The sequence below is a fragment of the Croceibacterium salegens genome (genome assembly GCF_009827435.1).
GTDB classification, from domain to species: Bacteria; Pseudomonadota; Alphaproteobacteria; order Sphingomonadales; family Sphingomonadaceae; genus Croceibacterium_B; species Croceibacterium_B salegens.
The window spans coordinates 1-22,287 of sequence record NZ_WTYM01000040.1 but is presented as its reverse complement, the minus strand read 5'-3'; the positions used below and the strand labels follow the sequence as shown (position 1 = coordinate 22,287).

The 22,287-nt window shown below is 66.1% G+C and carries 22 protein-coding genes and 1 tRNA gene; 16 read left to right on the top strand and 7 right to left on the bottom strand.

The window, feature by feature from the left end; translation table 11 throughout:
• Positions 1-59 precede the first annotated feature (59 nt).
• Together GRI89_RS09800 and lptG are read left to right on the top strand one after the other, a co-directional pair.
• The gene (locus tag GRI89_RS09800; protein ID WP_159794655.1) at positions 60-1,313 is read left to right on the top strand and encodes an LptF/LptG family permease; all 1,254 of its coding nucleotides are present in this window, start codon (positions 60-62) and stop codon (positions 1,311-1,313) included.
• Complete coding sequence (gene lptG / locus GRI89_RS09795; protein WP_159794653.1) at positions 1,303-2,403, top strand: LPS export ABC transporter permease LptG; 1,101 nt, start codon at positions 1,303-1,305, stop codon at positions 2,401-2,403. Before GRI89_RS09800 ends, lptG begins: the two co-directional genes overlap by 11 nt.
• A gap of 1 nt (position 2,404) precedes the next feature.
• On the opposite strand, the gene GRI89_RS09790 is transcribed toward lptG, so the two are convergent.
• Entirely contained in the window at positions 2,405-3,493 is a 1,089-nt protein-coding gene (locus tag GRI89_RS09790; RefSeq protein WP_159794651.1) for a fatty acid desaturase family protein, read from the bottom strand.
• Between the two features lie 111 nt (positions 3,494-3,604).
• On the opposite strand from GRI89_RS09790, the gene GRI89_RS09785 reads away from it, so the two are divergent.
• The 3 genes from GRI89_RS09785 (at position 3,605) to GRI89_RS09775 (ending at position 7,612) form a co-directional block, all read left to right on the top strand.
• Positions 3,605-4,789: a GNAT family N-acetyltransferase gene (locus GRI89_RS09785; RefSeq protein ID WP_159794649.1), complete on the top strand. Its 1,185-nt coding sequence runs from the start codon at positions 3,605-3,607 to the stop codon at positions 4,787-4,789.
• 86 nt (positions 4,790-4,875) lie between these two features.
• Positions 4,876-5,322: a response regulator gene (locus GRI89_RS09780; RefSeq protein WP_235913109.1), complete on the top strand. Its 447-nt coding sequence runs from the start codon at positions 4,876-4,878 to the stop codon at positions 5,320-5,322.
• A gap of 1,492 nt (positions 5,323-6,814) precedes the next feature.
• Positions 6,815-7,612, top strand: coding sequence for a response regulator (locus GRI89_RS09775; RefSeq protein ID WP_159794647.1), 798 nt, complete (start codon positions 6,815-6,817; stop codon positions 7,610-7,612).
• Positions 7,613-7,676: 64 nt separating this feature from the next.
• Here GRI89_RS09775 and GRI89_RS09770 read toward each other — a convergent pair whose 3' ends face one another.
• A complete protein-coding gene (locus tag GRI89_RS09770) occupies positions 7,677-9,338 on the bottom strand; it encodes a CHASE domain-containing protein (RefSeq protein WP_328598193.1) in 1,662 nt (553 codons plus the stop codon).
• Between the two features lie 228 nt (positions 9,339-9,566).
• Here GRI89_RS09770 and GRI89_RS09765 point away from each other — a divergent pair, with 228 nt between their 5' ends.
• From GRI89_RS09765 to GRI89_RS09755, 3 genes are all read left to right on the top strand, one after another.
• Positions 9,567-9,737, top strand: a complete 171-nt coding sequence (locus GRI89_RS09765) for a NepR family anti-sigma factor (RefSeq protein ID WP_159794645.1) — start codon at positions 9,567-9,569, stop codon at positions 9,735-9,737.
• Positions 9,738-10,370: a sigma-70 family RNA polymerase sigma factor gene (locus GRI89_RS09760; protein ID WP_159794643.1), complete on the top strand. Its 633-nt coding sequence runs from the start codon at positions 9,738-9,740 to the stop codon at positions 10,368-10,370.
• A gap of 90 nt (positions 10,371-10,460) precedes the next feature.
• Positions 10,461-11,642, top strand: coding sequence for an AI-2E family transporter (locus tag GRI89_RS09755; RefSeq protein ID WP_159794641.1), 1,182 nt, complete (start codon positions 10,461-10,463; stop codon positions 11,640-11,642).
• A 64-nt stretch (positions 11,643-11,706) separates the two neighbouring features.
• Here the strand turns inward: GRI89_RS09755 and GRI89_RS09750 are convergent, their stop codons facing one another.
• Complete coding sequence (locus GRI89_RS09750) at positions 11,707-12,318, bottom strand: superoxide dismutase (RefSeq protein ID WP_159794639.1); 612 nt, start codon at positions 12,316-12,318, stop codon at positions 11,707-11,709.
• Positions 12,319-12,475: 157 nt separating this feature from the next.
• Here GRI89_RS09750 and glmM point away from each other — a divergent pair, with 157 nt between their 5' ends.
• From glmM to thiD, 3 genes are read left to right on the top strand one after another with little or no spacing between them, the layout of a single operon-like run.
• Entirely contained in the window at positions 12,476-13,819 is a 1,344-nt protein-coding gene (glmM, locus tag GRI89_RS09745; protein WP_159794637.1) for a phosphoglucosamine mutase, read from the top strand.
• Positions 13,819-14,046 (top strand): DUF1272 domain-containing protein, encoded by a 228-nt coding sequence (locus GRI89_RS09740; protein WP_159794634.1) that lies wholly within the window; start codon positions 13,819-13,821, stop codon positions 14,044-14,046. The genes glmM and GRI89_RS09740 overlap by 1 nt, the downstream gene beginning before the upstream one ends.
• Positions 14,043-14,798, top strand: coding sequence for a bifunctional hydroxymethylpyrimidine kinase/phosphomethylpyrimidine kinase (thiD, locus tag GRI89_RS09735; RefSeq protein WP_159794631.1), 756 nt, complete (start codon positions 14,043-14,045; stop codon positions 14,796-14,798). Before GRI89_RS09740 ends, thiD begins: the two co-directional genes overlap by 4 nt.
• On the opposite strand, the gene GRI89_RS09730 is transcribed toward thiD, so the two are convergent.
• The gene (locus GRI89_RS09730; protein ID WP_159794629.1) at positions 14,795-15,700 is read right to left on the bottom strand and encodes an LOG family protein; all 906 of its coding nucleotides are present in this window, start codon (positions 15,698-15,700) and stop codon (positions 14,795-14,797) included. The two genes, thiD and GRI89_RS09730, sit on opposite strands and share 4 nt — an antisense overlap.
• Positions 15,701-15,770: 70 nt before the next feature.
• Positions 15,771-15,844: transfer RNA gene (locus GRI89_RS09725), tRNA-Gln, on the bottom strand.
• Positions 15,845-16,021: 177 nt separating this feature from the next.
• On the opposite strand from GRI89_RS09725, the gene GRI89_RS09720 reads away from it, so the two are divergent.
• Together GRI89_RS09720 and GRI89_RS09715 are read left to right on the top strand one after the other, a co-directional pair.
• Positions 16,022-17,104: a Ppx/GppA phosphatase family protein gene (locus GRI89_RS09720; RefSeq protein WP_235913106.1), complete on the top strand. Its 1,083-nt coding sequence runs from the start codon at positions 16,022-16,024 to the stop codon at positions 17,102-17,104.
• Complete coding sequence (locus GRI89_RS09715) at positions 17,101-17,766, top strand: RlmE family RNA methyltransferase (RefSeq protein ID WP_159794625.1); 666 nt, start codon at positions 17,101-17,103, stop codon at positions 17,764-17,766. The genes GRI89_RS09720 and GRI89_RS09715 overlap by 4 nt, the downstream gene beginning before the upstream one ends.
• Before the next feature lie 15 nt (positions 17,767-17,781).
• Here the strand turns inward: GRI89_RS09715 and GRI89_RS09710 are convergent, their stop codons facing one another.
• Positions 17,782-18,414 (bottom strand): c-type cytochrome, encoded by a 633-nt coding sequence (locus GRI89_RS09710; protein WP_159794623.1) that lies wholly within the window; start codon positions 18,412-18,414, stop codon positions 17,782-17,784.
• 139 nt (positions 18,415-18,553) lie between these two features.
• Here GRI89_RS09710 and GRI89_RS09705 point away from each other — a divergent pair, with 139 nt between their 5' ends.
• Complete coding sequence (locus tag GRI89_RS09705; RefSeq protein ID WP_159794621.1) at positions 18,554-19,447, top strand: prephenate dehydratase; 894 nt, start codon at positions 18,554-18,556, stop codon at positions 19,445-19,447.
• A 3-nt stretch (positions 19,448-19,450) separates the two neighbouring features.
• Here the strand turns inward: GRI89_RS09705 and GRI89_RS09700 are convergent, their stop codons facing one another.
• Positions 19,451-20,377 carry an isoaspartyl peptidase/L-asparaginase family protein gene (locus GRI89_RS09700; RefSeq protein ID WP_159794619.1) on the bottom strand — a complete coding sequence of 309 codons (927 nt, stop codon included), beginning with the start codon at positions 20,375-20,377 and terminating at the stop codon, positions 19,451-19,453.
• 73 nt (positions 20,378-20,450) lie between these two features.
• On the opposite strand from GRI89_RS09700, the gene GRI89_RS09695 reads away from it, so the two are divergent.
• Together GRI89_RS09695 and GRI89_RS09690 are read left to right on the top strand one after the other, a co-directional pair.
• Positions 20,451-21,131 (top strand): hypothetical protein, encoded by a 681-nt coding sequence (locus GRI89_RS09695; protein WP_328598192.1) that lies wholly within the window; start codon positions 20,451-20,453, stop codon positions 21,129-21,131.
• Positions 21,128-22,287, top strand: a 1,160-nt coding sequence (locus GRI89_RS09690) for a DUF4350 domain-containing protein (RefSeq protein ID WP_159794617.1), incomplete at its 3' end; no start/stop codon positions are given. The genes GRI89_RS09695 and GRI89_RS09690, both read left to right, overlap by 4 nt.

The window sequence follows — 22,287 nt, the reverse complement described above, 5'->3', positions numbered from 1 at the left end:
TGACCTGAGCGGTTTCGCCGGTTATAGCCCGGCCACCCGAAGCCGCAGACGATCAAAGCTTGAAATTCATCACCGCCCTCGACCGGTATATCCTGCGCCTCGTCCTGATGCCGATGTTCGCGGTGTTCGTGATCGCTGCGTCGCTGCTGATTCTCGACAAGATGCTGCGCCTGTTCGAATTCGTTTCGACCGAAGGCGGGCCGGTCGGGGTCGTCTTCCGGATGCTGCTTAACCTGATCCCCGAATATGCCGGCCTCGCCATTCCGCTCGGCCTGATGCTCGGGATCCTGCTCGCCTTCCGCAAACTCGCCACCTCGAGCGAGCTCGACGTGATGCGTGCGGTAGGGTGGAGCTACCTGCGCCTGCTGCGGGTGCCCTTCCTTATCACAGGGGTGCTGATGGCAGTGAACCTCGCGATCGTCGGCTACCTCCAGCCGCTCAGCCGATACGCCTATGCCCAGCTCGACTACGAGCTGCGCTCGGGCGCGCTCGGCGCCTCGATCAAGGTCGGTGAGTTCACCACGCTCAAGGACCGCATGGCGCTGCGCATCGAATCGAGCGAGGACGAGGGCCGCAAACTCAAGGGCATCTTCGCCCGCGTCGCCGGCAAGAAGGGACAGGTGCTGTCGATTTCGGCGCGCGAAGGCCAGTTCCTCGCCAACCGCGAAAACCGCAACACCATCATCCTGCGCCTGCTCGACGGAACCATCGTCCAGGACGTGAACGGCAAGCAGACGCGTGTGCTCAGTTTCAGCCAGCACGACCTGCCGGTGGACCTTCCGGCGATCGACCGTTTCCGCGCCCGCGGCGACCAGGCTCGCGAGTACGTCCTGCCCGAATTGCTGCAGCTTGGCTGGAACAATTCGGTGCCCGAAGTCGAGCGCGCCGGCCAGCAGGCGAACTTCAACTACCGGCTGGTCGAAGTGGTGATGATGGCGCTGCTACCACTGCTGGCGGTTGCCTTGGCAATCCCGCCCAAGCGATCGACGAGCGCGCTCGGCGTCTTCATGTCGATCATCATGGTCGTAGCCTATCACAAGGTGAACCAGTACGGGGAATCGGTCGCAGAACTGGGCCGGATCGATCCGTTCTTCGCGCTATGGGGGCCGTTCGTGGTGTTCGCCTTGCTCATCGCGTGGATGTTCTACCGGGTTGCCTATGTCCCCGGCGGACAGGCGATCGGCGCGCTCGAGTCCGCCTATGCCAAGATCGGAAAGCGCATCCGCAAGTTGCTCAAGCGCGGCGAACACGTGCGCGGCGCCGGTCTCGACCCACGAGGCGACGACGAGGAGCTCGGTACCGTTGCTGTTTGACTTCTTCCCCTCGCGCACGCTGACCTTCTACCTCGCACGCACCTTCGTGGTGCGCATCCTGGCGGTGCTGTTCATGCTGGTGCTGGTGCTGATGATGCTCGACCTGCTGTCGAACAGTGGCGACATCCTTGCTTATCCCGGCAACGGCGAGGGCGAGCTGTTGCGCTATGTCGGTTACCGAGTGCCACAGCTGATCGCCCGCTTCGTGCCCTATTCGGTCCTGCTGGCGACGATCATCACGCTGGTCACCTTCAACCAGAACAGCGAAGTCGTCTCGATGAAGGCTGCGGGGATGTCGGCGCACCAGATCCTCGCTCCGCTGCTGCTCGCCGCGGGCGTGGTCTCGCTCGCTTCCATCGTCTTCAACGAGTTCATCGTGACGCGCGCGACCGCCTCGCTCAAGGCCTGGGAAGGCGCCGACTTTGGCCCGATCCCGCAGGAGACCGAAACCCGCTCAAACGTCTATTTCGCCGCCGGCAACAACGTACTCACAGCGACCCTGATGGAAGGCAGCGGCAAGGCCACGATCCTGCGAGGGGTGACCTATTACGAACGAGATACGCAGGGCATGATCCTGCGCCGCGTGCGCAGCGAAATCGGCACTTTCGCCAACCCGGGCTGGAAGCTGGCAGCGCCGGAGCTGTTCGATGTCCAGCAGGCCGAGGACAGCAAATTGCCCGGGCCCGTCACCGTCGCACCCGAACTCACACTCGACCAGGTTGAGCTGAGCAAGGTCGATCCCGACGCGCAGTCGTTGCCCGAACTGTCGCGCTCGATCAGCGCGCTCGACGATGCCGGCCGCCGCACCGCGGAATTGAAGGCGAAATGGTGGCATAAGCTTTCGGGCCCGCTTTCGGCGCTGCTCATGCCGTTGCTCGGCGCGGTGGCCGGCTTCGGCCTCGCCCGGTCGGGCCAGTTGTTCGCCCGCGCGGTGATCGGCATGGCGCTCGGCTTCGCCTATTTCGTGGTCGACAACGCCGCGCTGGCGATGGGCAGCTTCGGCGGCTACCCGCCCCTGCTCGCGGCCTGGGCACCGTTCCTGCTGTTCCTGCTGGTTGGCGAGACGGTGCTGGTCCGCACCGAGGAATAAGTCAGCCGCGGCGCATCGTCGAACGGGCGATGCGAACGACCAGCGGCGTCATTCCCTTGTGGCTCGATTGCGCGAAGGTCGAATCCGGCCCGAGGTGCTCACGCAGGCGCCGGTGCGCCTCGCCGAGCGAGTGGTAAGGCATCGACGGGATCAGGTGGTGCAGGGCGTGATAGCGCAGGCCGACCGGGGCCCACAGTGCGGCGAAAGGCGACGGCGGCGGGACATTGACGCTGTCGAGGTACTGCCCGGTAACGGTCATCGCCTCGCCATCGTTCTCCCACAAGTGGGCCACTAGCGTGCGCAACTGGTTGAACACCGCGACCGCCGAGAACACCGCCAGCGCGATCAAGAGCGGACGCCAGCCGAGCCAGAAAATGCTGGCAATCAGGAACAGCGCCCACAGTGCCGCACCGGCTTCCTGCCAGGCGAAGCGTGCGCGCAGTTCAGGTTGGGCCGGACGGCGGCGGAAGGACGGGTTGATCGACAGCGCCGAGAACCGCTCCCAGGTCAGACGCCGCAGCGGCGGGATGATGAGGCCGAGCGGGGCAAGGATGCCGAAACGGATCACCAGCGCCGGCGGCGCCAGCAGCGCGATGAGGATGAAGGCCGGCAGCGACCACGGCTTCATCAGCGCCAGCGGCAGGTACTCGGGATCCTCGATGGTGCCGTAGCGGGTGCGGGCGTGGTGCAGCGTGTGCACAGCCTCGTACATCAGCGAGGGCGTGAGCATCGGGATGCCGACCAGCGCGTTCCACCCCAGCACGAAGCCTGGCACCTCGTTCTTCCGGAAGTGCGAGATCTCGTGGATGAACAGCAGCGCCCGATAGAGCAGCAGCACCGCGGCGATGCCGCTCGCCCAGGCGAGCCAGCCGTGGAGGAGGATGGCGCCCGCGAGCGCGGCATAGCCGGTCATCGCCGAGCCAAGCATGTCGGCCCAATAGACCGCCGGACGGTGCGCGGCGATATCGCGGGTCAGTTCGGCGGCGGTGCGCATCATCGCCTTGTCGTCAGGGATCGTGGCCAGCACCCGGCGTTCCGCGACCTGCGCGGAGGGGGTTTCGCCAGCCTCAATCGAGCCAACCGTGTTCATAGTCCAATCCTAAGTCCGTCGCTGCCTGAAGGCAAATCGCGGAGCTGCTTCTGTTACAATGGTGCTTGCCGACCCTGGTGAAGGCGTGCAATCGGCGTGCCTTCTCCCGCCATGCCCAATACGGCAAAACGAGGCCTGAACGTGTCCCAGCAGATAGATGTCACCCCGGTCTCGGGCAAGAAGGACTTCAATGCATTTGTCGATCTCGGTTATCGACTGAACGCGTCCTATCCGAACTTCGTGCCGCAGCTGCGCTCGGAGACCGTCGAGCTGCTGACGCCGGGCAAGAACCCGTTCTTCGAACATGCCCGGGTGCAGTTCTTCCTCGCCCGCCGCGGCGGCAAGGTCGTCGGGCGCATCTCGGCGCATATAGACGAGCTGGCGCTCAAGCAGCCGCCCGAACAGGGCATGGGCCCGGGCACCGGCAACTGGGGCCTGTTCGACGCCGAGGACGAGCAGGTCGCCAAGGCCCTCATCGCGCGCGCAGAGGACTGGCTGCGCGAACAGGGCATGACTCGCGTGCTGGCGCCGATCTCGATGTCGATCTGGGAAGAGCCCGGGCTGCTGGTCAGGGGCCACGACCATCCGCCGACGGTGATGATGGGGCACCACAACCCGGCCTACCAGGCATGGTTCGAGAACGCCGGCTACACCGAGGCCAAGAAGCTGCTGACCTACGACCTCGACATCACCAAGGAATTCCCACCCATCGTGCAGCGCATCGTCGCCGCCGGCGAGAAGAACCCGCGCATCAAGATTCGCCCGATGGAGATCAAGCATTTCGCCCGCGAGGCGGCGATCGTCATCGACGTGCTCAACGATGCCTGGTCGGGCAACTGGGGCTTCGTCCCGTTCACCGAGGCCGAGGCCAAGTACGGCGGCAAGAAGATGACCCCGCTTATCCGCGAGGACCTCAACATGGTCGCCGAGCTCGACGGCGAGCCGGTCGCCTTCATGCTCACCTGGTCGAACGCCAACGAGCCGATCAAGGAAATCGGCGGCAAGCTGTTCCCGTTCGGCTGGATCAGAATGCTGCGCTGGCTGCGCGACCCGCAGTGCAACACCATGCGCGTGCCGCTGATGGGCGTGAAGAAAGAGTACCAGAACTCGCGCCTCGCCAGCCAGCTCGCCTTCATGATGATCGAATACATCCGCCGCAATTCGGTGAAGAGCTACGGCGCGACGCGCGGCGAGATCGGCTGGATCCTCGACGACAACAAGGGGATGCTGGCCATTGCCGAGGCGATCGACAGCAAGGTGAACCGGGAATACGTGATCTACGAAAAGGCGCTATAGGTCGCCGGGAACCCGGCGCCACCGCCCGTCGTTGAAGCCTCGCGCGGACCCGATCCCGGACCGCCTGGCATGAGGGCCGCAGGACAATGAGCTCGATGATCGAGAAGCCACGACGACGCCCCAAGGCGGGGTCGCCGCTCAGCCGTGTGCTGATCGTCGAAGATGACGCCTTGCTGGCGCTGGCGATCGAGGACGCCTTGCTCGCCGAAGGCCTGGCCCGCGAAGTCGTGACCTGCCCGAGCACCGAACGGGCGATGCACGAACTCGAGAAGGCGGTGCCCGACGCGATCGTGCTCGACGTCCACCTCAGCGACCGCGACGACGGCTGGGCGCTCGCCGAACTCATCGCGGTGCTCGGCGATAAGAACACCCGCATCATCTTCTCGACCGGCTCGCCGGAGGACATTCCCCCGCACATCGCCGAACTCGGGCTGGTGTTCGAAAAGCCCTACGACCCCGACAAGCTCGCCCGGGTCCTCGCCAGCGACCGCAAGGAAGGCCTGTTCGCACGGTTCCGGCGCAACAAGGCATAACCTTTCGCCGCACACTGCTCCGGATCATGCCGGTGCGGGTCAGGGCCTATCTTTGCTAAAATTGCCCATAGCGCACATGGAAAGCTTGCGCCGGAGGTTCGCGGAGCCCGGGCGGAGGCGGACTTGCCGACGACCGGGTGTCGCGGCGGCATCATCAGGCCGGGCGGAGAGATACAATTTGAAGGAGCCGTCAGGACTGTCTCAGATGCGGCGCATGTAGGACAGCGATTTCTCGGATGGCCGATCCTGTTGGGTCGGGTGCGCGCTGCGAAGCGGTTTATCGGCTGGAGTCACAAGCGAACGAGTTGTGTCTCGGCAACGCATGTCGTTCCCGGAGATTCCGATTTTACATTGTGTCCCCGGAACTCGCGCGGCGTTGCGATGATATGGACGTGATTGGGCATCAGACAATAGGACCCCATATCTCCACGCCGGCCTGTTCGGCAGCGTCGGTCAGCAGGTCGAGATAGAGCGCATAGTCGCCATCCTCGAAGAACGTCCGCTCGCGCCGGTTGCCACGCTGGGTGACGTGGTGAGGTATGCCGGGAAGGACGACATGGCGAGACCATAGGTCGACTGGCGGAATTCAATTAAGGGGATATTGCACGCGCCACCGTAATACGCGTAATTCCTAATTCTACTTGTTCAAAAAACTTGGATCAATTGGCGAGAATTGCAAATATCGTCTTAGAGATATACTTGGCTTTAAACTTTCCGCCCTCAAAATATATTTGTTACATTCTCCACAAGAAGCGTAAATGCATTCATATAACTTGCAGAAGATAACTATGTATTGACTATCTACGGACGTCTTCTTGTTCTCATTCTCCAATCTGCATTCGATAAATCTTTCTTGAGCATCCTCAAGACGCTCTTCGGCATTCATAACCGCGGCATCGTACGCTTTGATGAAGGAAAATTCTTCATAATTCGAACTCAATACTAAATCAAGATAATGGTGAGCCTAATTTGTCCGATTGCGCTTCAAATGTACTAGTGATTTAGAAAGTCGGATGGAGTCGATAATATACCGAAACATCTATTTTCGCTTTCCAAATCTGCTCAATAAAGTGCCCATCATCGATACCATTATTGAATTACGGTGGAATTACGATGACAGGTGCATTAATCCCCAAACTCCCACTCCCCACGCCACTACATCGCCGCGCGTCACCGCATAAGCCTCGAGTACACCAGAAAAAAGGCCCCCGTGCTCGCTGCACGGGGGCCTTTCGGGATCGTATCACCAGCCGCTTGGACGGGAGGGGGGGTCTCGGCGGTGACATAGCGATAATGAGCAAAACGGGAGTCGGTTCCCGGTCCCGATCAACTTTTTTTGCGCCCCCCTTTTGCCATGTGCTGCACTGCACGATAGGTCTGGTATAAGTCCGGCTGGCCGCGGCGGTATGGCGGATTATTACAAGCGGCCGTGGAACCTGAACGGCGTTGGGCCGTTCCATGCCCGCCAGTTCTCTCCAGGGAAGGGGAATACATGTCTATCGGTGCCGAAGTCGCCGCACACCTGCCGTACCTCCGCCGCTATGCCCGTGCCCTCACCGGCTCGCAGAACACCGGGGATGCCTTCGTCAAGGCAACCCTTGAAGCCGCCCTCGCCGACAAGGCGCTGGCGGATTCGCTGCGTGGCGGGCGGGTCCCGCTCTATGCGGCGTTCAACAAGTTGTGGGCGAGCGCCTACCTCGAAGTCGCCGAAGAGGGCGACGGTTCGGGCGGCTTCCACGAATTCGCGGCGCAGGACCAGCTGAGGAAGATCACCCCGCTCAACCGCCAGGCGCTGCTGCTGACCACGGTCGAGGATTTCTCGCCCGCCGAAGCGGCGCGGATCATGGACATCGACGAGGACGACATCGACCAGCTGGTGCGCGAGGCGATCGAGGAGATCGACCGCGAGAACGCCACCAACGTCCTCATCATCGAGGACGAGCCGCTGATCTCGATGCAGCTCGAAGACCTCGTCCGCTCGCTCGGCCACGACATCTGCGGCACCGCCGCCACGCGCACCCAGGCGCAGAAGGTGGTCGCCGAAGAGATGCCCGGGCTGGTCCTCGCCGACATCCAGCTCGCCGACGGCTCCTCGGGCCTCGACGCGGTCGACGACATCCTGACGATCGGCAATGTCCCGGTGATCTTCATCACCGCCTACCCCGAACGGCTGCTCACCGGCGACCGCCCCGAGCCGACCTACCTCGTCACCAAGCCCTTCCAGGAATCGACCGTGCGCGCGGCGATCAGCCAGGCGCTGTTCTTCGGCTCGGGCCGCCCGCTCGGCTGAGCCCTTTCCGCCGATCTGCAAAGAGAGCGCCCCGCCATCCAGCGGGGCGTTTTCATATCGAGGCTCAGTCGGCGCCGCGCCTGGCGCGCATGGCGAACGGGGTCGGTTCGCGCACCGGGATGGTCATCACGCAGTGCACGCCCTCGGGCCGGAACGTGAGTTCGACCGGGTTGCCGAGTTCGTGTGCGACAATCTTCTCGATCAGGTCGGTGCCGAAACCGCGCGCCGGTTCGCCCTGCACCGGCGGCCCGCCGCACTCGGTCCATTCCAGCCGCACGCGGTCGTGCGAGGACTTGTGCCACGAGACCCTGACGCTGCCCCCGCTGCTACCCAGCGCGCCGTACTTGGCGGCGTTGGTCGCCAGTTCGTGGATCGCCAGCCCGAGCGAGAGGGCGTCGTTGGGGGCGAGCTGGATTTCCGGTCCGCGCACCTCGATCCGCTCCTCGCCGGCCTGCAGATAGGGCGCCAGTTCGGCGTCGACGACCGCGCCGATAGGTGTCGTCCCCCAGTCGGACTGGGTTAGCAGGTCGTGGGTCGCGGAAAGCGCGCGGATGCGCCCGTCGAGGCCCTCGGCGAAATCCTCGAGGTTCTCCGCCCGGCGCCGCGTCAGGGCGATGATCGACAGGACGTTGGCGAGCGTGTTCTTGACCCGGTGGTTGAGTTCGCGGGTCAGCGAATTGCGGATCGAGGCCTGTTCCTCGAACCAGCGCAGCGCCGCCTCGTTCTCGAGCGCCTGACGCGTCAGCATCCGGACCACCAGCATCAGCAGGCTGGCGACGAGCAGGCCGAAGATCAGCGTGACCATCGACAGGCCGGTAAGCGTCCGGTTGCCGGGCGCATCGAGCTGCAGGGTCCAGTTGTGGTTGGCGATGACGATCGGCTCGCTGTAGGTGGTGCCGAAATCGCTGTCGCGGTCGAAGGTCGCGATCAGGTTCTGAGGGGTCACCTCGCCGTCGTAGATGCGCACGCCGTAGAGGCCGGGCTCCTCGAGCTCGAGCGCCGAGGCGAGGAAATCGTCGGCGTTGAACGGGCTGTAGATGAAGCCCTTGATCTCGCGGCCCGTGGGCGTGGTCACGAACACCGGCATGTAGATGAGGAAGCCGGCGGCGTTGCCCCTCCCTTCCTGCTGCAGGACCACGCGTCCCGAAGCGGTCGGCCGCGCCGTGCGCATCGCTTCGTCCATCGCCGCCCGCCGAACCGGCTCCGAATACATGTCATAACCAAGCGCCCGGCGATTTCGCTCGGTATCGGGCTGAAGGAACGTGACCGGGACCGCGAACGGCTGCGACGCACCCAGCGCCGGATGCAGTTTTGGCGTTCCCGGCGCCTCGCGCCGCATCATGTCATCGAACGCATCCAATTCATTCGGGTAGACCACCTGTGCCCAGCCGATACCCTCCGCACCGCGATAGTCGGCATCGAGCCGCAGCTCGCTGACGAAGCGGCGGAAACGTGCGGCGGGAACCTCGTCGAGCGAGGCGAGCAGCGCCGCCCCCGATCGCAGGTAGGCGCTGTTGGCGTTGGCGCGCCGTTCGAGAGCCGAGGCGACCTCGACCGCGCGGCTGGTCAGTTGGGCTGTTTCGCGCTGGCTCTGCCCGCGCTCGATGGCGAAGACGCTGAGCAGGGTGATGGCGATGACGAGCAGGAAGATCGCGGTGGGCATACCGCGCGGATGCTGCACCAGCCAGTGGCGCGGTCGCCGTTGCTTCCGTTCCAGCTTCTGCACCTCATCCTCCGGCCGCCCGTTCCGGCCTGTTGCGATCCCGACATGCCGCACGGACGCCCCAATCGACCGCGCGCTCTTGCCACCGTATCCGCGGCGGATGTTTCGGGGAACCTTATGGCGGAGGTTTCGTTCCACCCCAACGTCGCAAGATTCATTTTCGATGCAAGCATGCAACAGTTATCGAAAACGCTTGTGAACCATTGATAGGGACGGGCAGACTTGCAGTTCATGGCTGGTAGATCAAAGGATAAGCGCGCGGTGCCGCCCCAAGGGGGCAGGAGCGCGCACGGTGAGGCGGATTGGACCAAGGGGCTCAAGAAGCTCTACGATTCCGTCGTCGATGAACCGCTTCCGGATGCGTTCCGGGACCTGCTGTCGAAGCTGGATTCCGAGGACTGAATGGCCGACGAACGCCCGGACAGTGAGCTGCCCAAGCGCAGCGCGGAAGACAGGCGCGCCTTCAAGCGCGAGCTCACCGAGGTCATCCCCCATCTTCGCGCCTTCGCCCGCGGCCTGTGCGGCCGGCCGGACATGGCCGACGACCTGGTGCAGGAAGCGCTGCTGAAGGCCTGGGCGGCGCAGGACCGGTTCGAACCCGGCACCTCGATGCGCGCCTGGACCTTCGTCATCCTGCGCAACGCCTACCTCACCGATATGCGCCGCAACCGCTTCCGCGGCGAATACGACGAGAGCGTGGCCGAACGCATCCTCACCGCCCCGGCGGGACAGGAAGAGCCGATCCACCTCAGCGACATGCACCGCGCGCTGCTTACGTTGCCGCCCGAGCGGCGCGAGGCGCTGCTGCTGGTCGGCGCGGGCGGCTTTTCCTACGAGGAAGCCGCGAGCATCTGCGGCTGCGCCGTCGGCACGATCAAGAGCCGCGTCGGGCGTGCCCGCGCCGCGCTCGCCGCGATGATCGAGGATGGCAACATTCCCGACCGTTCGCTCGACGATCCCTCCGCCCATCGCGCCATCCTCGAAGAGCTGGAGGACGTTGCCGCCGGGAACGGCCAGGCCGTCGCTACGCGGTGAATTGCGGGCGCGCCGCGGCTTGATCGCCCAGCCCGCGCAAGGCACAACCGCGCCCACCGAAAGAGTTCTTCGCGAAAGAACTAGCGCGCCATGAGAGAGAGCAACCAGCCCGGGATTCCGCCAGCCGCCGCGCCGCCGCGGCGCCGCGCACTGACGTTCGCGGCGCAGGAACTGCGGCTGATTTCCTCGCTCGTGCTGCTGCTCGCGCTCGGCCTGTTCCTCGCCCTGCCGTTCGTGCTGTCGATCGGCGCGGTGGTGTTCCTGCCGCTGGTGACCGCGCTGATCCTAACCATCGTGCTCTCGCCGCTGGCCGACCGGCTGGCGCAGGCCGGACTGCCCAACCTGCTCGCCAGCCTGCTCTCGCTGGTGGCGTTCCTCGCCATCGTCATCCTGGCGCTGACAGCGGTGTTCCGCCCGGCTGTCGGCATGTTCGATTCCATGCCCGCGATGCTCGATCGCATCGGTGAGCATTTCCGCCACTTCCAGGCCGATTTCGCGTGGGTCTCCGCGCTCAACCGGCAATTGCTCGAGCTGGCCGGGCGCGAGGAAGGGCGCGAGGTCGTGCTCAAGACACCGACCATGCTCGAACAGGTCGCCTTCGCCACGCCGACCGTGCTGATCGAGGTCCTGCTGACCTTCCTCATGGCGTTCTTCATGATCGAGGGCCGCGTGCGCATGCGCCGCCGCCTGCTGCTCGACCGCCAGCACTTCGGCTCGAGCGTCAAGGCCGCGCGGGTGATCCGCGACGTGCAGGACCGCGTCGCCGCCTACATCCTGACCGTCGGCCTGATAAACTTCGGGGTCGGCGTGATTGTCACGCTCGGCACCTGGGCGATGGGCATGGACGCGCCGTTCATGTGGGGCGGCCTTGCCATGCTGCTCAATTTCCTGCCCTACATCGGGCCGCTGTCGATGGTCGTGCTGCTGGCGATGTTCGGGCTCGGCAACTCGGCCTCGCCGATCGTCGGGATCCTCCCGGCGCTGGCCTACCTCGGGCTGCACACCATCGAGTCGAACTTCATCACCCCGGCGATCCTCGGCGCGCGGTTCACGATGAACCCGGTGATGATCCTGCTCGCGCTGAGTTACTTCACGTGGATCTGGGGCGTGACCGGGGCGCTGCTTTCGGTCCCGATCCTGCTCGCGGTGACCGCTCTGATCGACCACCTCGGCAAGCCCAACCTGATCGGATTCATCTTCGGCGAGCCGCTCTTCGCGACCAATCCGCTCGACCTCGGTCTCGACGAGGACGAAACGGCGGACACCCCCTGATAAGCGAAAGGGCCCGTCCTGCCATGTGGCGGGGCGGGCCCTTCGGTTCAGAGCGAGGAAGGCCTCAGGCCGGGTAGGTCCAGGCCGATCCGCGCGCGAGGTTCTCGGCCGCGAAGTCCCAGTTGAGGTGACCGTCGATCACCGCCTTGAGGTAGCTCGGGCGGGCGTTCTGGTGGTCGAGGTAATAGGCGTGCTCCCACACGTCGATGGTCAGCAGCGGGTTGAAGCCGCTGTCGGCCAGCGTGTCGCCGTCGTGGGTTTCCTCGATCGAGAGGGTGCCGGCCTTCTCTGCGAGCCAGACCCAGCCGCTGGCGAAGTGGCCCACGCCGCGGTCGGCCAGCTTGGCCTTGAGGTCGTCGAGACTGCCGAAGGCGGCATCGATCTTGGCCGCGAGGTCGCCCGAGGGAGCCGAGGACGAGCCGGCCAGCGAATACCAGTAGAAGCCGTGGTTCCAGCTCTGCGCGGCGTTGTTGAACAGGCCCTGGTTGGAACCGCGCGCGGCGGCGATGACCGCTTCGAGCGGCTGGCTGTCGAGCTCCCCGCCTTCGATCGCGGCGTTGGTCTTGTCGATGTAGGCCTTGTGGTGCTTGCCATGGTGGAAGCTGAGCGTTTCGGCGCTGATCGCCGGCGCGAGCGCGTCGCTGCTGTACGGCAGGTCGATGAGTGAGAAAGCCATTCCGGTTCCGTCCTTCCTGTGGTCTGCGGTATTTCACCTGCCCAACGCGCAAGGTACACGCCGGGTTTCGTGTCGTGATGCCATGCACTGGTGACAACTCGGCTGCAACGCGCCATTGCGCGTGGCAGGGCAAGTAAAACTGTTGCAAGGGGCCGTCATGGCACGCAAGTTTTTCGGGACCGACGGCATTCGCGGCCGGGCCAACGCCGGGGACCTGACTCCCCAACTGGCGATGAGGGTCGGCCAGGCAGCCGGGCGCCACTTCCTGCGCGGCGCGCACAAGCACCGCGTGATCATCGGCAAGGACACCCGCCTGTCGGGCTACATGATGGAAACCGCGCTGGTCGCCGGGTTCACCAGCGTGGGGATGGACGTGATCCTGACCGGGCCGCTGCCGACGCCGGCCATCGCCATGCTGACGCGCGAGATGCGCGCCGACATCGGGGTGATGATCTCGGCCAGCCACAACGCCTATCCCGACAACGGCATCAAGCTGTTCGGCCCCGACGGCTTCAAGCTCTCCGACGAGGACGAGGAAGCGATCGAGGCGCTGATCCAGGACGGCGAGCTGCCGCTCGCCCAGGGCGACGCAATAGGCCGCGCGCGCCGCATCGAGGACTCGCGCGGGCGCTACATCCATGCCGTCAAGCGCACCGTCGGGCAGGACCTGCGCTTCGACAGCCTCAAGGTGGTGGTCGATTGCGCCAACGGTGCGGCCTACCAGGTCGCCCCGACCGCGATCTGGGAACTGGGCGGCACGGTCATCGCCATCGGCGTCGAGCCCAACGGCCTCAACATCAACGACAAGGTCGGCTCGACCTCGCTCGAAGCGGTCAAGGCCAAGGTTCTGGAAGAAGGCGCCGACGTCGGCATCGCGCTCGACGGCGACGCCGACCGGCTCATCGTAGTTGACGAGAAGGGTAAGACGGTCGACGGCGATCAGATCATGGCGTTGTTCGCCATGCGCATGAAGGCGCGGGGCACACTCAAAGGTGACGGTGTGGTCTCCACGGTTATGAGCAACCTCGGGCTCGAACGTTTTCTCGCCAACGAAGGCCTAAAGCTGATACGTACTAAGGTTGGCGATCGCTACGTGCTCGAAGCTATGAGAGAGGGCGGCTATAACCTTGGCGGCGAACAGTCGGGGCACATGATCATGCTCGACTATTCCACGACCGGCGACGGCACCATCGCCGCGATGCAAATGCTCGCTTCGCTAGCTAGCACTGGAAAACCGGCAAGTGAAGTGCTCCACCTTTTCGACCCGGTCCCGCAGCTGCTTAGGAACGTGGTATATTCGGAGGGCGATCCGTTGTCCGACCCCGCAGTCAAGGCGGCCATCACAGATGCCGAAAGGCGCCTCGAAGGCTCGGGGCGGCTGGTCATCCGCGCCTCGGGTACCGAGCCCAAAATCCGCGTCATGGCCGAAGGCGACGTTGCCGCCGAGGTCGAAGCGGCGGTCGCCTCGATCTGTGAGGCGGTCGAGAAGGCGGCTGGCTGATGGCGCTGGAAATGCGCCCCGATTGCGAACGCTGCGGCGTCGACCTCCCGGCCGAAGCTCCCGGCGCGTTCATCTGCAGCTTCGAATGCACCTTTTGCGCCTCCTGCGCCGAAGCACTGGACGACGTCTGCCTCAACTGCGGCGACGAACTGGTCGACCGGCCCACACGCGCCGTGCGCTACCACGCCAATAAATCGCCGGGGACCGTGCGCCGGTTCAAGGGATGAGCAGGCCGCCGCGCGTCCTTGTCATCGCCGGCTCAGACAGTTCGGGCGGCGCGGGCATCCAGGCCGACATCAAGACGATCACCATGCTCGGCGGATACGCGATGACCGCGATCACTGCTGTCACCGCGCAGAACACCCGTGGGGTTCAGGCGGTCGAGGCGCTGTCGCCTGACTTCGTCGCCGCACAGATCGATTCCTGCCTCGCCGACATCGGGGCCGACGCGGTGAAAATCGGGATGCTCGGTTCGGCCGACATTGCCGAGGTGGTGGCCGACAGGCTGGAAGACCTTGGCCGTCCCATCGTGTTCGACCCGGTCATGGTCGCCACCAGTGGCGCGGCGTTGGCCGACGAGGCGACTATCGAGGTGTTCGGCTGGCTGATGGACGTTGCCACGCTGACGACGCCCAACGTACCCGAACTCGCCGCGCTGGGCGGACGGGCGGCGCTGGAGGAAGCGGGCGTGACGTTTCTCGCCAAGGGAGGGGATGCCGAAGGCCCGGAAGTCACCGATCTCATCGTCCGGCCCGGCCAGCCCGACAGGATGTGGAGCGCGCCGCGCATCGAGACGCGCCACACCCACGGCACCGGCTGCACGCTGTCGAGCGCGATCGCCACGTTGCTCGCACGGGGTCTACCGCTCGACGAGGCCATTGAAAGCGCCCGCGAATTCGTACGCGCCGCAATCGAGGCTGCACCAGGTTTCGGCGCGGGCAGCGGCCCGCTCGGCCACCAGGCGGTGCGGGTGAACTAGAATTCGGGCCGGTCCGGGGCGTCGATGCGGTAGAAGGCGGCGATATGGCCCCAGGCCTCGTCGGCGGTCTCGCACCAACGGAACAGGTCGAGGTCCTTCTTCGAGATCGTCCCTTCCTCGGCGAAGGCGTCCCAGTCGATCACCCGGCACCAGAATTCCTTGCCGAACAGCAGGATCGGGATCGGCTTCATCTTGCCGGTCTGGATCAGGGTCAGCAGCTCGAAGAATTCGTCGAATGTCCCGAACCCGCCGGGGAAGACCGCCACCGCGCGGGCGCGCAGCAGGAAGTGCATCTTGCGCAGCGCGAAGTAGTGGAACTGGAAGCTGAGGTAGGGCGTCACGTAGCGATTGGGCGCCTGTTCGTGCGGCAACACGATATTGAGGCCGATGCTTTCCGCCCCGGCGTCGCTCGCCCCCTTGTTGGCCGCTTCCATGATCGACGGACCGCCGCCCGAGGTGACGACGAACTGGCGCTTGCCGTCCTCGATGATCGACTTCTCGCTGACCAGCCGGGCGAGGTTGTAGGCCTCACGGTAATACTTCGCCTTCGCCGCCAGCCGCTCGACGATGATCCGCTCCTCGTCGGGCATGGCCTTGGCCCCGGCCAGCGCGGTCTCGACCGCCTCGGGCGGCGGAATTCGCGCCGAGCCGTACATCACCAGCGTGGAGCCTACGCCTGCTTCCTCGAGCAGCATCTCCGGCTTGAGCAGCTCGAGCTGGAAGCGCACCGGACGCAGTTCCTCGCGCAGCAGGAAGTCGGTGTCGCGGAAGGCGAGGCGATAGGCCGGGTGGCGGGTCTGCGGAGTATCGGTGGGGCTGGCGTCGGCAAAGCCGGCTTCCTGTTCCGCACGGTAGAACTTGCGCGCCTTCAGGGCGCGCTCACGCTTTTCTTCTTCTGTCATAGGCGTGCGACTAGGCGCTCACGCGAAGCACGACAAGCGCCGCCTTGGCAGGGCCCGGATCGGAGAAAGCTGGATGCCCCGCGTGGATTCGAACCACGATTGACGGAGTCAGAGTCCGTAGTCTTGCCGTTAGACGACGGGGCAACGAGGGGGCGCACTTAGGCAGGGGCTTGGCCTGCGTCAAGTCGCGTAGAGCGGCAAACTTGCCCCGCCAGCAAGGCTCGGCTAGCCTGCCTGCAGGTTCGGTTCCCCCACGGGGCCGCGAAAGACAGAGAAGTTGGAATTTCCATGGCGGACCACTCACCGCCCGAGCAGCCGCAAATGGCTGCATCGACGGCAAACGGTACGGCGCAGGCGCCCGACGGGTGGCTCCTCCAGCAGCACGTTCACTACCGCCAGGCCTATGCCGCGATCGATCTCGGCACCAACAACTGCCGGCTGCTGATCGCCCGGCCGACCAACGAGAATTTCATCGTCATCGACGCCTTCAGCCGCGTCGTGCGGCTCGGCGAAGGGCTGGCGCAGACCGGGCGTCTGTCCGATGCAGCGATGGACCGCGCGGTCGGGGCGCTCAAGATCTGCGCCGACAAGCTTAAGCGCCGCAACGTCCACCTTGCCCGCTCGGTCGCCACCGAGGCGTGCCGCCGCGCCTCGAACGGCAGCTTGTTCATAGAGCGCGTGCAGCGCGAGACCGGCATCAAGCTTGACGTGATCAGCGCGCAGGAAGAGGCGCGGCTGGCGGTGCTCGGCTGTCACATCCTGCTCGAGGACGGAATCGGCCCGGCGATGATCTTCGACATCGGCGGCGGTTCGACCGAACTGGTATTGATCGAACCCGGCGGCCCGGTGCCGCGGATCATCGACTGGCAGAGCGTGCCGTGGGGCGTGGTCTCGCTGACCGAGACGGTCGGCCATGAGAGTGACGACACCAGCGACGAGGCGCGCGCCGAGCGCTACGCCGAGATGCGCCGGATCGTATCCGGCAGCTTCGCCGAGTTCGCGGCGCGGATCGAACGGCACCGCGCGCCCGACCTGCGCCTGCTCGGCACCAGCGGCACCGTGACCACGCTCGCCAGCGTCCACCTCGAACTTCCGCAATACGATCGCAGCGTGATCGACGGGCTGATCGTGCCGTCCGAATCGATGCGCGACATCGCCACGCGGCTATCGTCGATGGCCCCGCCCGAACGGCGCACGCTGCCGTGCATCGGCAACGAACGCGCCGACCTGGTGGTGGCCGGCTGCGCGATCCTCGAAGCGATCCTCGACATCTGGCCCGCGCCTCGGCTCGGAGTCGCCGACCGCGGCATTCGCGAGGGCATCCTGCGCTCGCTGATGGCGGCCGACGTCGAGGGTAGCCATGCCCGCGCCGAACTCAAGCGCACGCGGAACGGTGAAGCATGAGCCGCGGCGGCAAGGATTCCGACCGCCGGGTCAAGACGGGCCGCGGGCGCACCGCGTCGTCGGTGCGCTGGCTCGAACGGCAGCTCAACGATCCCTACGTCAAGCAGGCCAAGGCCGAGGGCTATCGCAGCCGCGCCGCTTACAAGCTGATCGAGCTCGACGACCGTTTCGGGCTCGTGAAGGGCGCGAAGCGGGTGGTCGACCTCGGTATCGCCCCCGGCGGCTGGAGCCAGGTCGTGCGCAAGCGCGCGCCGCAGGCGGCAGTGGCAGGCATCGACCTGCTCGAGACCGATCCGATCGAAGGCGTAGCGATCCTGCAGATGGACTTCATGGCCGACGAAGCGCCGGAAGCGCTGGCCGAGGCTTTGGGTGGGTCGCCCGATCTCGTGCTGTCGGACATGGCCGCCAACACCGTCGGCCACAAGCAGACCGACCACCTGCGCACGATGGGGCTGGTCGAGACGGCGGCGCACTTCGCCATCGAAACGCTGGAGGAAGGCGGGGCCTTCGTCGCCAAGGTGCTGGCGGGCGGGACCGATGCCGACCTGCTGGCGCTGCTCAAGCAGCACTTCCGGACGGTCAAGCACGCCAAACCCCCGGCGAGCCGCAAGGGCTCGTCGGAGTGGTACGTGGTTGCGCAGGGATTCAAGGGGCGCGGCTAGCGCCCCTTGCAGGCGTCAGCCGGCAGCGGCTTCCGCCGGAGCTTCGGCAGCCGCGTCGGCCGGGGCCGCTTCGCCCTCGGCAGCGTCGGCCGGAGCTTCTTCCGCCGGAGCGGCAGCAGCCGGGGCCGGATAGTCCGGTCCGCCGCCATTGGCCTTGAGGTAGGCGATGACGTTGGCGCGGTCTTCCGGCTTGCTGAGGCCCGCGAAGCTCATCTTGGTGCCCGAGGCCATCGCCTTGGGGCTGGCGAGCCAGTGGTCGAGGTTCTCGTAAGTCCAGGTCCCGCCGATGTCGGCCAGCGAACTGGAGAAGGCGAAGCCGCCCTTGCCTTTGGCAATCGGTTCACCAATCGTACCGTAAAGGTTCGGGCCAATGCCGTTGGCGCCGCCCTGGTTGATCGTGTGACACGACGTGCACTTGGCGAAGACCTTCTCGCCCGCAGCCGGGTCGGCCGCCGCAAGGAGCGTGCCGAGATCGGGACCGCTTCCGCCGCCCGCGCCCTCTTCCGGCGCTTCGACCGGATAGCCGGCAACTTCCGGCCCTTCGTGCGAATCGGCGTGGAAGATGTGCGAGCTGAGGCTGCCGAAGCCGAGCGCGACGATGCCGGAGAATAGAACCCAGCCGGCGATGGTGTTGAAACGGTCTGTCATCGGTGCGGTAAGTCTGCCTAGGAAACTTTGCGCGCCGCTCTAGTGGCGCGCGTCGCGCTTCGCAAGCCCGTTACTGGCCCGAATCTGGCGCAATAGCGGCTTGTACGCTGCCCCCGGCCCGGTTACGCGCGCTTGCACCATGCACAGCTTCCCAATTCCCGCCCTCGCAATGGTCGAGCAGATGGCCGCCGCAGCCGCCGAGAACCCGTCCCGGGCGGTCGCCTTCCAGGGCGCGCCGGGGGCCAATTCGCACAAGGCGGCGCTCGAATGGGCGCCCGGCTGCCTGCCCTTGCCGTGCTTCAGCTTCGAGGACGCGATCGACGCGGTGAAGGCCGGGCGCGCGGGCTGCGCGATCATCCCGATCGAGAATTCGCAGCACGGCCGCGTCGCCGACATCCATTTCCTGCTGCCCGAGAGCGGCCTCGCCATCGTCGGCGAGCATTTCCTGCCGATCCGCTACGCGGTGATGGCGACGGGCGAGGGGCCGTTCGAGGCCGCCTATTCGCATCCGCAGGCGCTCGGCCAGACGCGGTTCTGGCTGCGCGAGCGCGGGATCGTGCCGATGACCTATGCCGACACCGCCGGCGCCGCGGCCTTCGTCAAGGAGCAGGACGACGCCAAGGCCTGCGCCATCGCCCCGCGTATTGCCGCCGATCTATACGACCTCAGGGTCGTCGCCGAGGACGTCGCCGATGCCGACGACAACACCACGCGCTTCGTGATTCTTGCGAATGAAGCGCTCGATCCAGCCGTGTTACAGGGCGAAGCGGCGATGACGACGTTCGTGTTCGAGGTGAAGAACATCCCCGCCGCGCTCTACAAGGCGCTGGGCGGCTTCGCGACCAACGGCGTCAACATGACCAAGCTGGAAAGTTACCAGAAGGGCGCCAGCTTCGCCGCGACGATGTTCTACGCCGATATCGTCGGCGCGCCGGGCGACCCGGCGGTCGACCGCGCGCTCGAAGAGCTCGAGTTCCACTGCAAGGAACTGCGCATGCTCGGCACCTATCCGCAGGCGATGTCGCGGGGCTGACGGCTACTCGCCGGCGAAAATCGCGATTTCGTCGAGCCCGGTGCTGTCGCAGCGGGCGCGGTACATCCCCCGGGTGTTGAAGGCGAAGGCGGATGCACCGTCGGCCGAGACCGCGATAAGCCCGCCGTCGCCGCCAAGGTCCGCGACTTCGGCGACCGCCGCCTCGGCTGCGGTTTGCAGGTCCTCGCCGAGCAGGCGCATGCGCTGGTCGACAACGTGCGCCGCCGCGGCGCGGAGGAAGAATTCGCCCGAGCCGGTGGCCGAGACCGCGCAGCTCCTGTCGTCGGCCCAGGTACCCGCGCCGATCACCGGCGAATCCCCGATCCGGCCCCAGCGCTTGCCGGTCAGCCCCCCGGTCGAGGTGGCGGCGGCGAGATGGCCGTGCCGGTCGCGCGCCACCGCGCCGACGGTGCCGTATTTTACATCGGCGTCGAACCAGCCCGACTTGCGTTTGCGAAACTTGTCCCATTGCCGGCGGCGGCGCTCGACCTCGAACCAGCCATCGGGTGCGGGCTCGATGCCGTGCAGGCTGGCGAATTCCTCGGCCCCGGCTCCGGCGAGGAAGACGTGCGGGCCTTCCTGCATCACCTTGCGCGCAAGCGAGACCGGGTTCCGGATCGTGCGCACGCCGGCAACGGCCCCGGCGGCACAGGTGCGCCCGTCCATCACCGCTGCGTCGAGCTCGAAATGTCCTTCGTAAGCGACGGTCGAACCGCGCCCGGCGTTGAACGCGGGATCGTCCTCGAGCGCCCTCACCGCCGCCTCGACCGCGTCGAGCGCGCTGCCCCCATCGGCAAGGATCGACACCCCGGCACCGCGCGCTTCGGCCAATGCGGCGCGAACCGCGGTCTCATCGTCGGGCGTGATCGTCTTGCGCGAGAGCGTGCCCGCGCCGCCGTGGATTGCGAGGCTCCAGTCGATTTGCGTCATCCCGGTACACCTGCCCATCGGCAGGCCCGCTGGCAAGCTTGCGCGTGCGCCGCGACCATGCCACCACCTCCCGGTGACAACGGGTCGAGGGGATAATGCGGCTAGCGGCGCGGGCAGCGACTTCCTGCACGACTGGGAAGCCGTGCGCCAAGACGCCTCGATCCAGTTCGCCCCGCTCAAGCAGCCCGAACCCGAGCCGACGCCGCAATGGCTTAAGGACCTGTACGAGTGGCTCGGCGACCTGTTCGCCCCGGTCGGGCGGGCGCTTGGCGGCCTGTTCCACGCCATCGGCCTGACCGGCCCGGCATGGCCATGGATCGGCGCGGCGCTGCTGATCGCGTTCGTCGCCTGGGCATCCTGGAACTGGTGGCCGCGAGACAACCGGTCGGTCAAATCGGCGGCGGGAGACGAAAGCTCGTGGACGCCCGATCGCGAGGCGGCGCTGGGCCTGCTCGAAGACGCCGACCGCCTCGCAAGCGAGGGCCGCTACGGCGAAGCGGCGCACCTGCTGCTGCAACGTTCGGTCCGGCACATCGGCGAGCTGCGGCCCGACGCGCTGCGCCCCTCGTTCACCGCGCGCGAGATCGCCGCGCTGCCGGTGCTGTCCGAAGCGGCGCGCACCGCCTTCACCGCCATCGCCGAGCGGGTCGAGCGCAGTCTCTTTGCGCTGCGGCCGCTCGATTCCGGCGACTGGCATGCGGCGCGCGAGGCCTATGCCTATTTCGCCCTCGGCCCCGGCGAGCGCGGCGCATGAGCGGCAATGCTTCACCCTTCAACCCGCGCGTGGTGCTTGCCGTGCTGGCGATCGGCGCGGCGGCCTTCGTGCTGTTCCTCTATTCCCTCGGCGCCGGGTGGACCGGCGGCGACCGCACGACCGGCTCGGGCCACGCGTTGAGCAAGGCGCTGAATGGCTATTCCGCACTCTACCAGCTGCTCGACCGCCGCGGCTTCGACGTTTCGACGACGCGCAATCGCGGCCAGCTCGACACCGATGCGCTGCTGGTCCTGACCCCGCCGCACTACTTCAATGCCGATGCGCTGGCCGACCTGATCGAGGAGCGCCGCTTCCAGGGTCCCACCCTGCTGATCCTCCCCAAGTGGTTCGGCTTCGATGCCAAGCGCTTCTCCACGGCCAAGGACGCGCCGCGCGGTTGGGTCTTCCTGTCCGAAGCGGAAAGTCCCGAATGGGTCGACGAGCTCGGGCTGGGCGACCTCGAAGTGAGTCTCAGCAAGGAAGCCCGCTGGCGCGCGCGCGATACGAGCGGGACCATGCCCGAACCGGGCCAGGTCCAGACGATCGCGGGGCCGGACCTTGCCGGGCTCGTGGGCGGCAGCGACGGCAGGCTGCTCGCCGCCTACCGCGACGATGGCGGCGATTACCAGGCGCCCGAGCAATGGTCCGACGAAACGTCGCGCAATCCGGAAGCGCTGGCGCAGGCACAGAAACAGGTCGTCCTGCTGAAGGTCGATGGCGATGACGATACAGCGGACGACGAAGAGAGCGACAACCCCGCCGACTCGTACTGGCCGCTGGTCATCGTCGCCGAACCCGACCTGCTCAACAACAACGGCATGGCCGACCAGGATCGCGCCCGTCTCGCGGTCGATCTCGTCGAAGCGACGATCGACGGTTACGACCTGCCCGTCGTCTTCGACCTGACCATGCCGGGCCTCGGCAGCCAGGCGAACCTGCTCACGCTGGCCTTCGAGCCACCGTTCCTCGCCGCCACCCTGACGCTGCTGCTCGCCGCACTGGTCGTCGGCTGGCGCGGGTTCGTGCGCTTCGGGCCCCCGCGTGTGGCCCATGCCGACCACGCGGGAGGCAAGGCGCAGCTCGCGCGCGACGGGGCCCTGTTGGTCGAACGCGGTCGCCGCCTTGCGCTGGTCGGTCCGCCCTACGCCGCGCTCGT

What these genes read in the sequence shown, in the direction of transcription:
- GRI89_RS09790 (WP_159794651.1), bottom strand. Translation starts at nt 3,493, where the DNA reads ATGAACACGGTTGGCTCGATTGAGGCTGGCGAAACCCCCTCCGCGCAG.
- GRI89_RS09785 (WP_159794649.1), top strand. Translation starts at nt 3,605, where the DNA reads ATGCCCAATACGGCAAAACGAGGCCTGAACGTGTCCCAGCAGATAGAT.
- GRI89_RS09780 (WP_235913109.1), top strand. Translation starts at nt 4,876, where the DNA reads ATGAGCTCGATGATCGAGAAGCCACGACGACGCCCCAAGGCGGGGTCG.
- GRI89_RS09775 (WP_159794647.1), top strand. Translation starts at nt 6,815, where the DNA reads ATGTCTATCGGTGCCGAAGTCGCCGCACACCTGCCGTACCTCCGCCGC.
- GRI89_RS09765 (WP_159794645.1), top strand. Translation starts at nt 9,567, where the DNA reads ATGGCTGGTAGATCAAAGGATAAGCGCGCGGTGCCGCCCCAAGGGGGC.
- GRI89_RS09760 (WP_159794643.1), top strand. Translation starts at nt 9,738, where the DNA reads ATGGCCGACGAACGCCCGGACAGTGAGCTGCCCAAGCGCAGCGCGGAA.
- GRI89_RS09755 (WP_159794641.1), top strand. Translation starts at nt 10,461, where the DNA reads ATGAGAGAGAGCAACCAGCCCGGGATTCCGCCAGCCGCCGCGCCGCCG.
- GRI89_RS09750 (WP_159794639.1), bottom strand. Translation starts at nt 12,318, where the DNA reads ATGGCTTTCTCACTCATCGACCTGCCGTACAGCAGCGACGCGCTCGCG.
- glmM (WP_159794637.1), top strand. Translation starts at nt 12,476, where the DNA reads ATGGCACGCAAGTTTTTCGGGACCGACGGCATTCGCGGCCGGGCCAAC.
- GRI89_RS09740 (WP_159794634.1), top strand. Translation starts at nt 13,819, where the DNA reads ATGGCGCTGGAAATGCGCCCCGATTGCGAACGCTGCGGCGTCGACCTC.
- thiD (WP_159794631.1), top strand. Translation starts at nt 14,043, where the DNA reads ATGAGCAGGCCGCCGCGCGTCCTTGTCATCGCCGGCTCAGACAGTTCG.
- GRI89_RS09730 (WP_159794629.1), bottom strand. Translation starts at nt 15,700, where the DNA reads ATGACAGAAGAAGAAAAGCGTGAGCGCGCCCTGAAGGCGCGCAAGTTC.
- GRI89_RS09720 (WP_235913106.1), top strand. Translation starts at nt 16,022, where the DNA reads ATGGCTGCATCGACGGCAAACGGTACGGCGCAGGCGCCCGACGGGTGG.
- GRI89_RS09715 (WP_159794625.1), top strand. Translation starts at nt 17,101, where the DNA reads ATGAGCCGCGGCGGCAAGGATTCCGACCGCCGGGTCAAGACGGGCCGC.
- GRI89_RS09710 (WP_159794623.1), bottom strand. Translation starts at nt 18,414, where the DNA reads ATGACAGACCGTTTCAACACCATCGCCGGCTGGGTTCTATTCTCCGGC.
- GRI89_RS09705 (WP_159794621.1), top strand. Translation starts at nt 18,554, where the DNA reads ATGCACAGCTTCCCAATTCCCGCCCTCGCAATGGTCGAGCAGATGGCC.
- GRI89_RS09700 (WP_159794619.1), bottom strand. Translation starts at nt 20,377, where the DNA reads ATGACGCAAATCGACTGGAGCCTCGCAATCCACGGCGGCGCGGGCACG.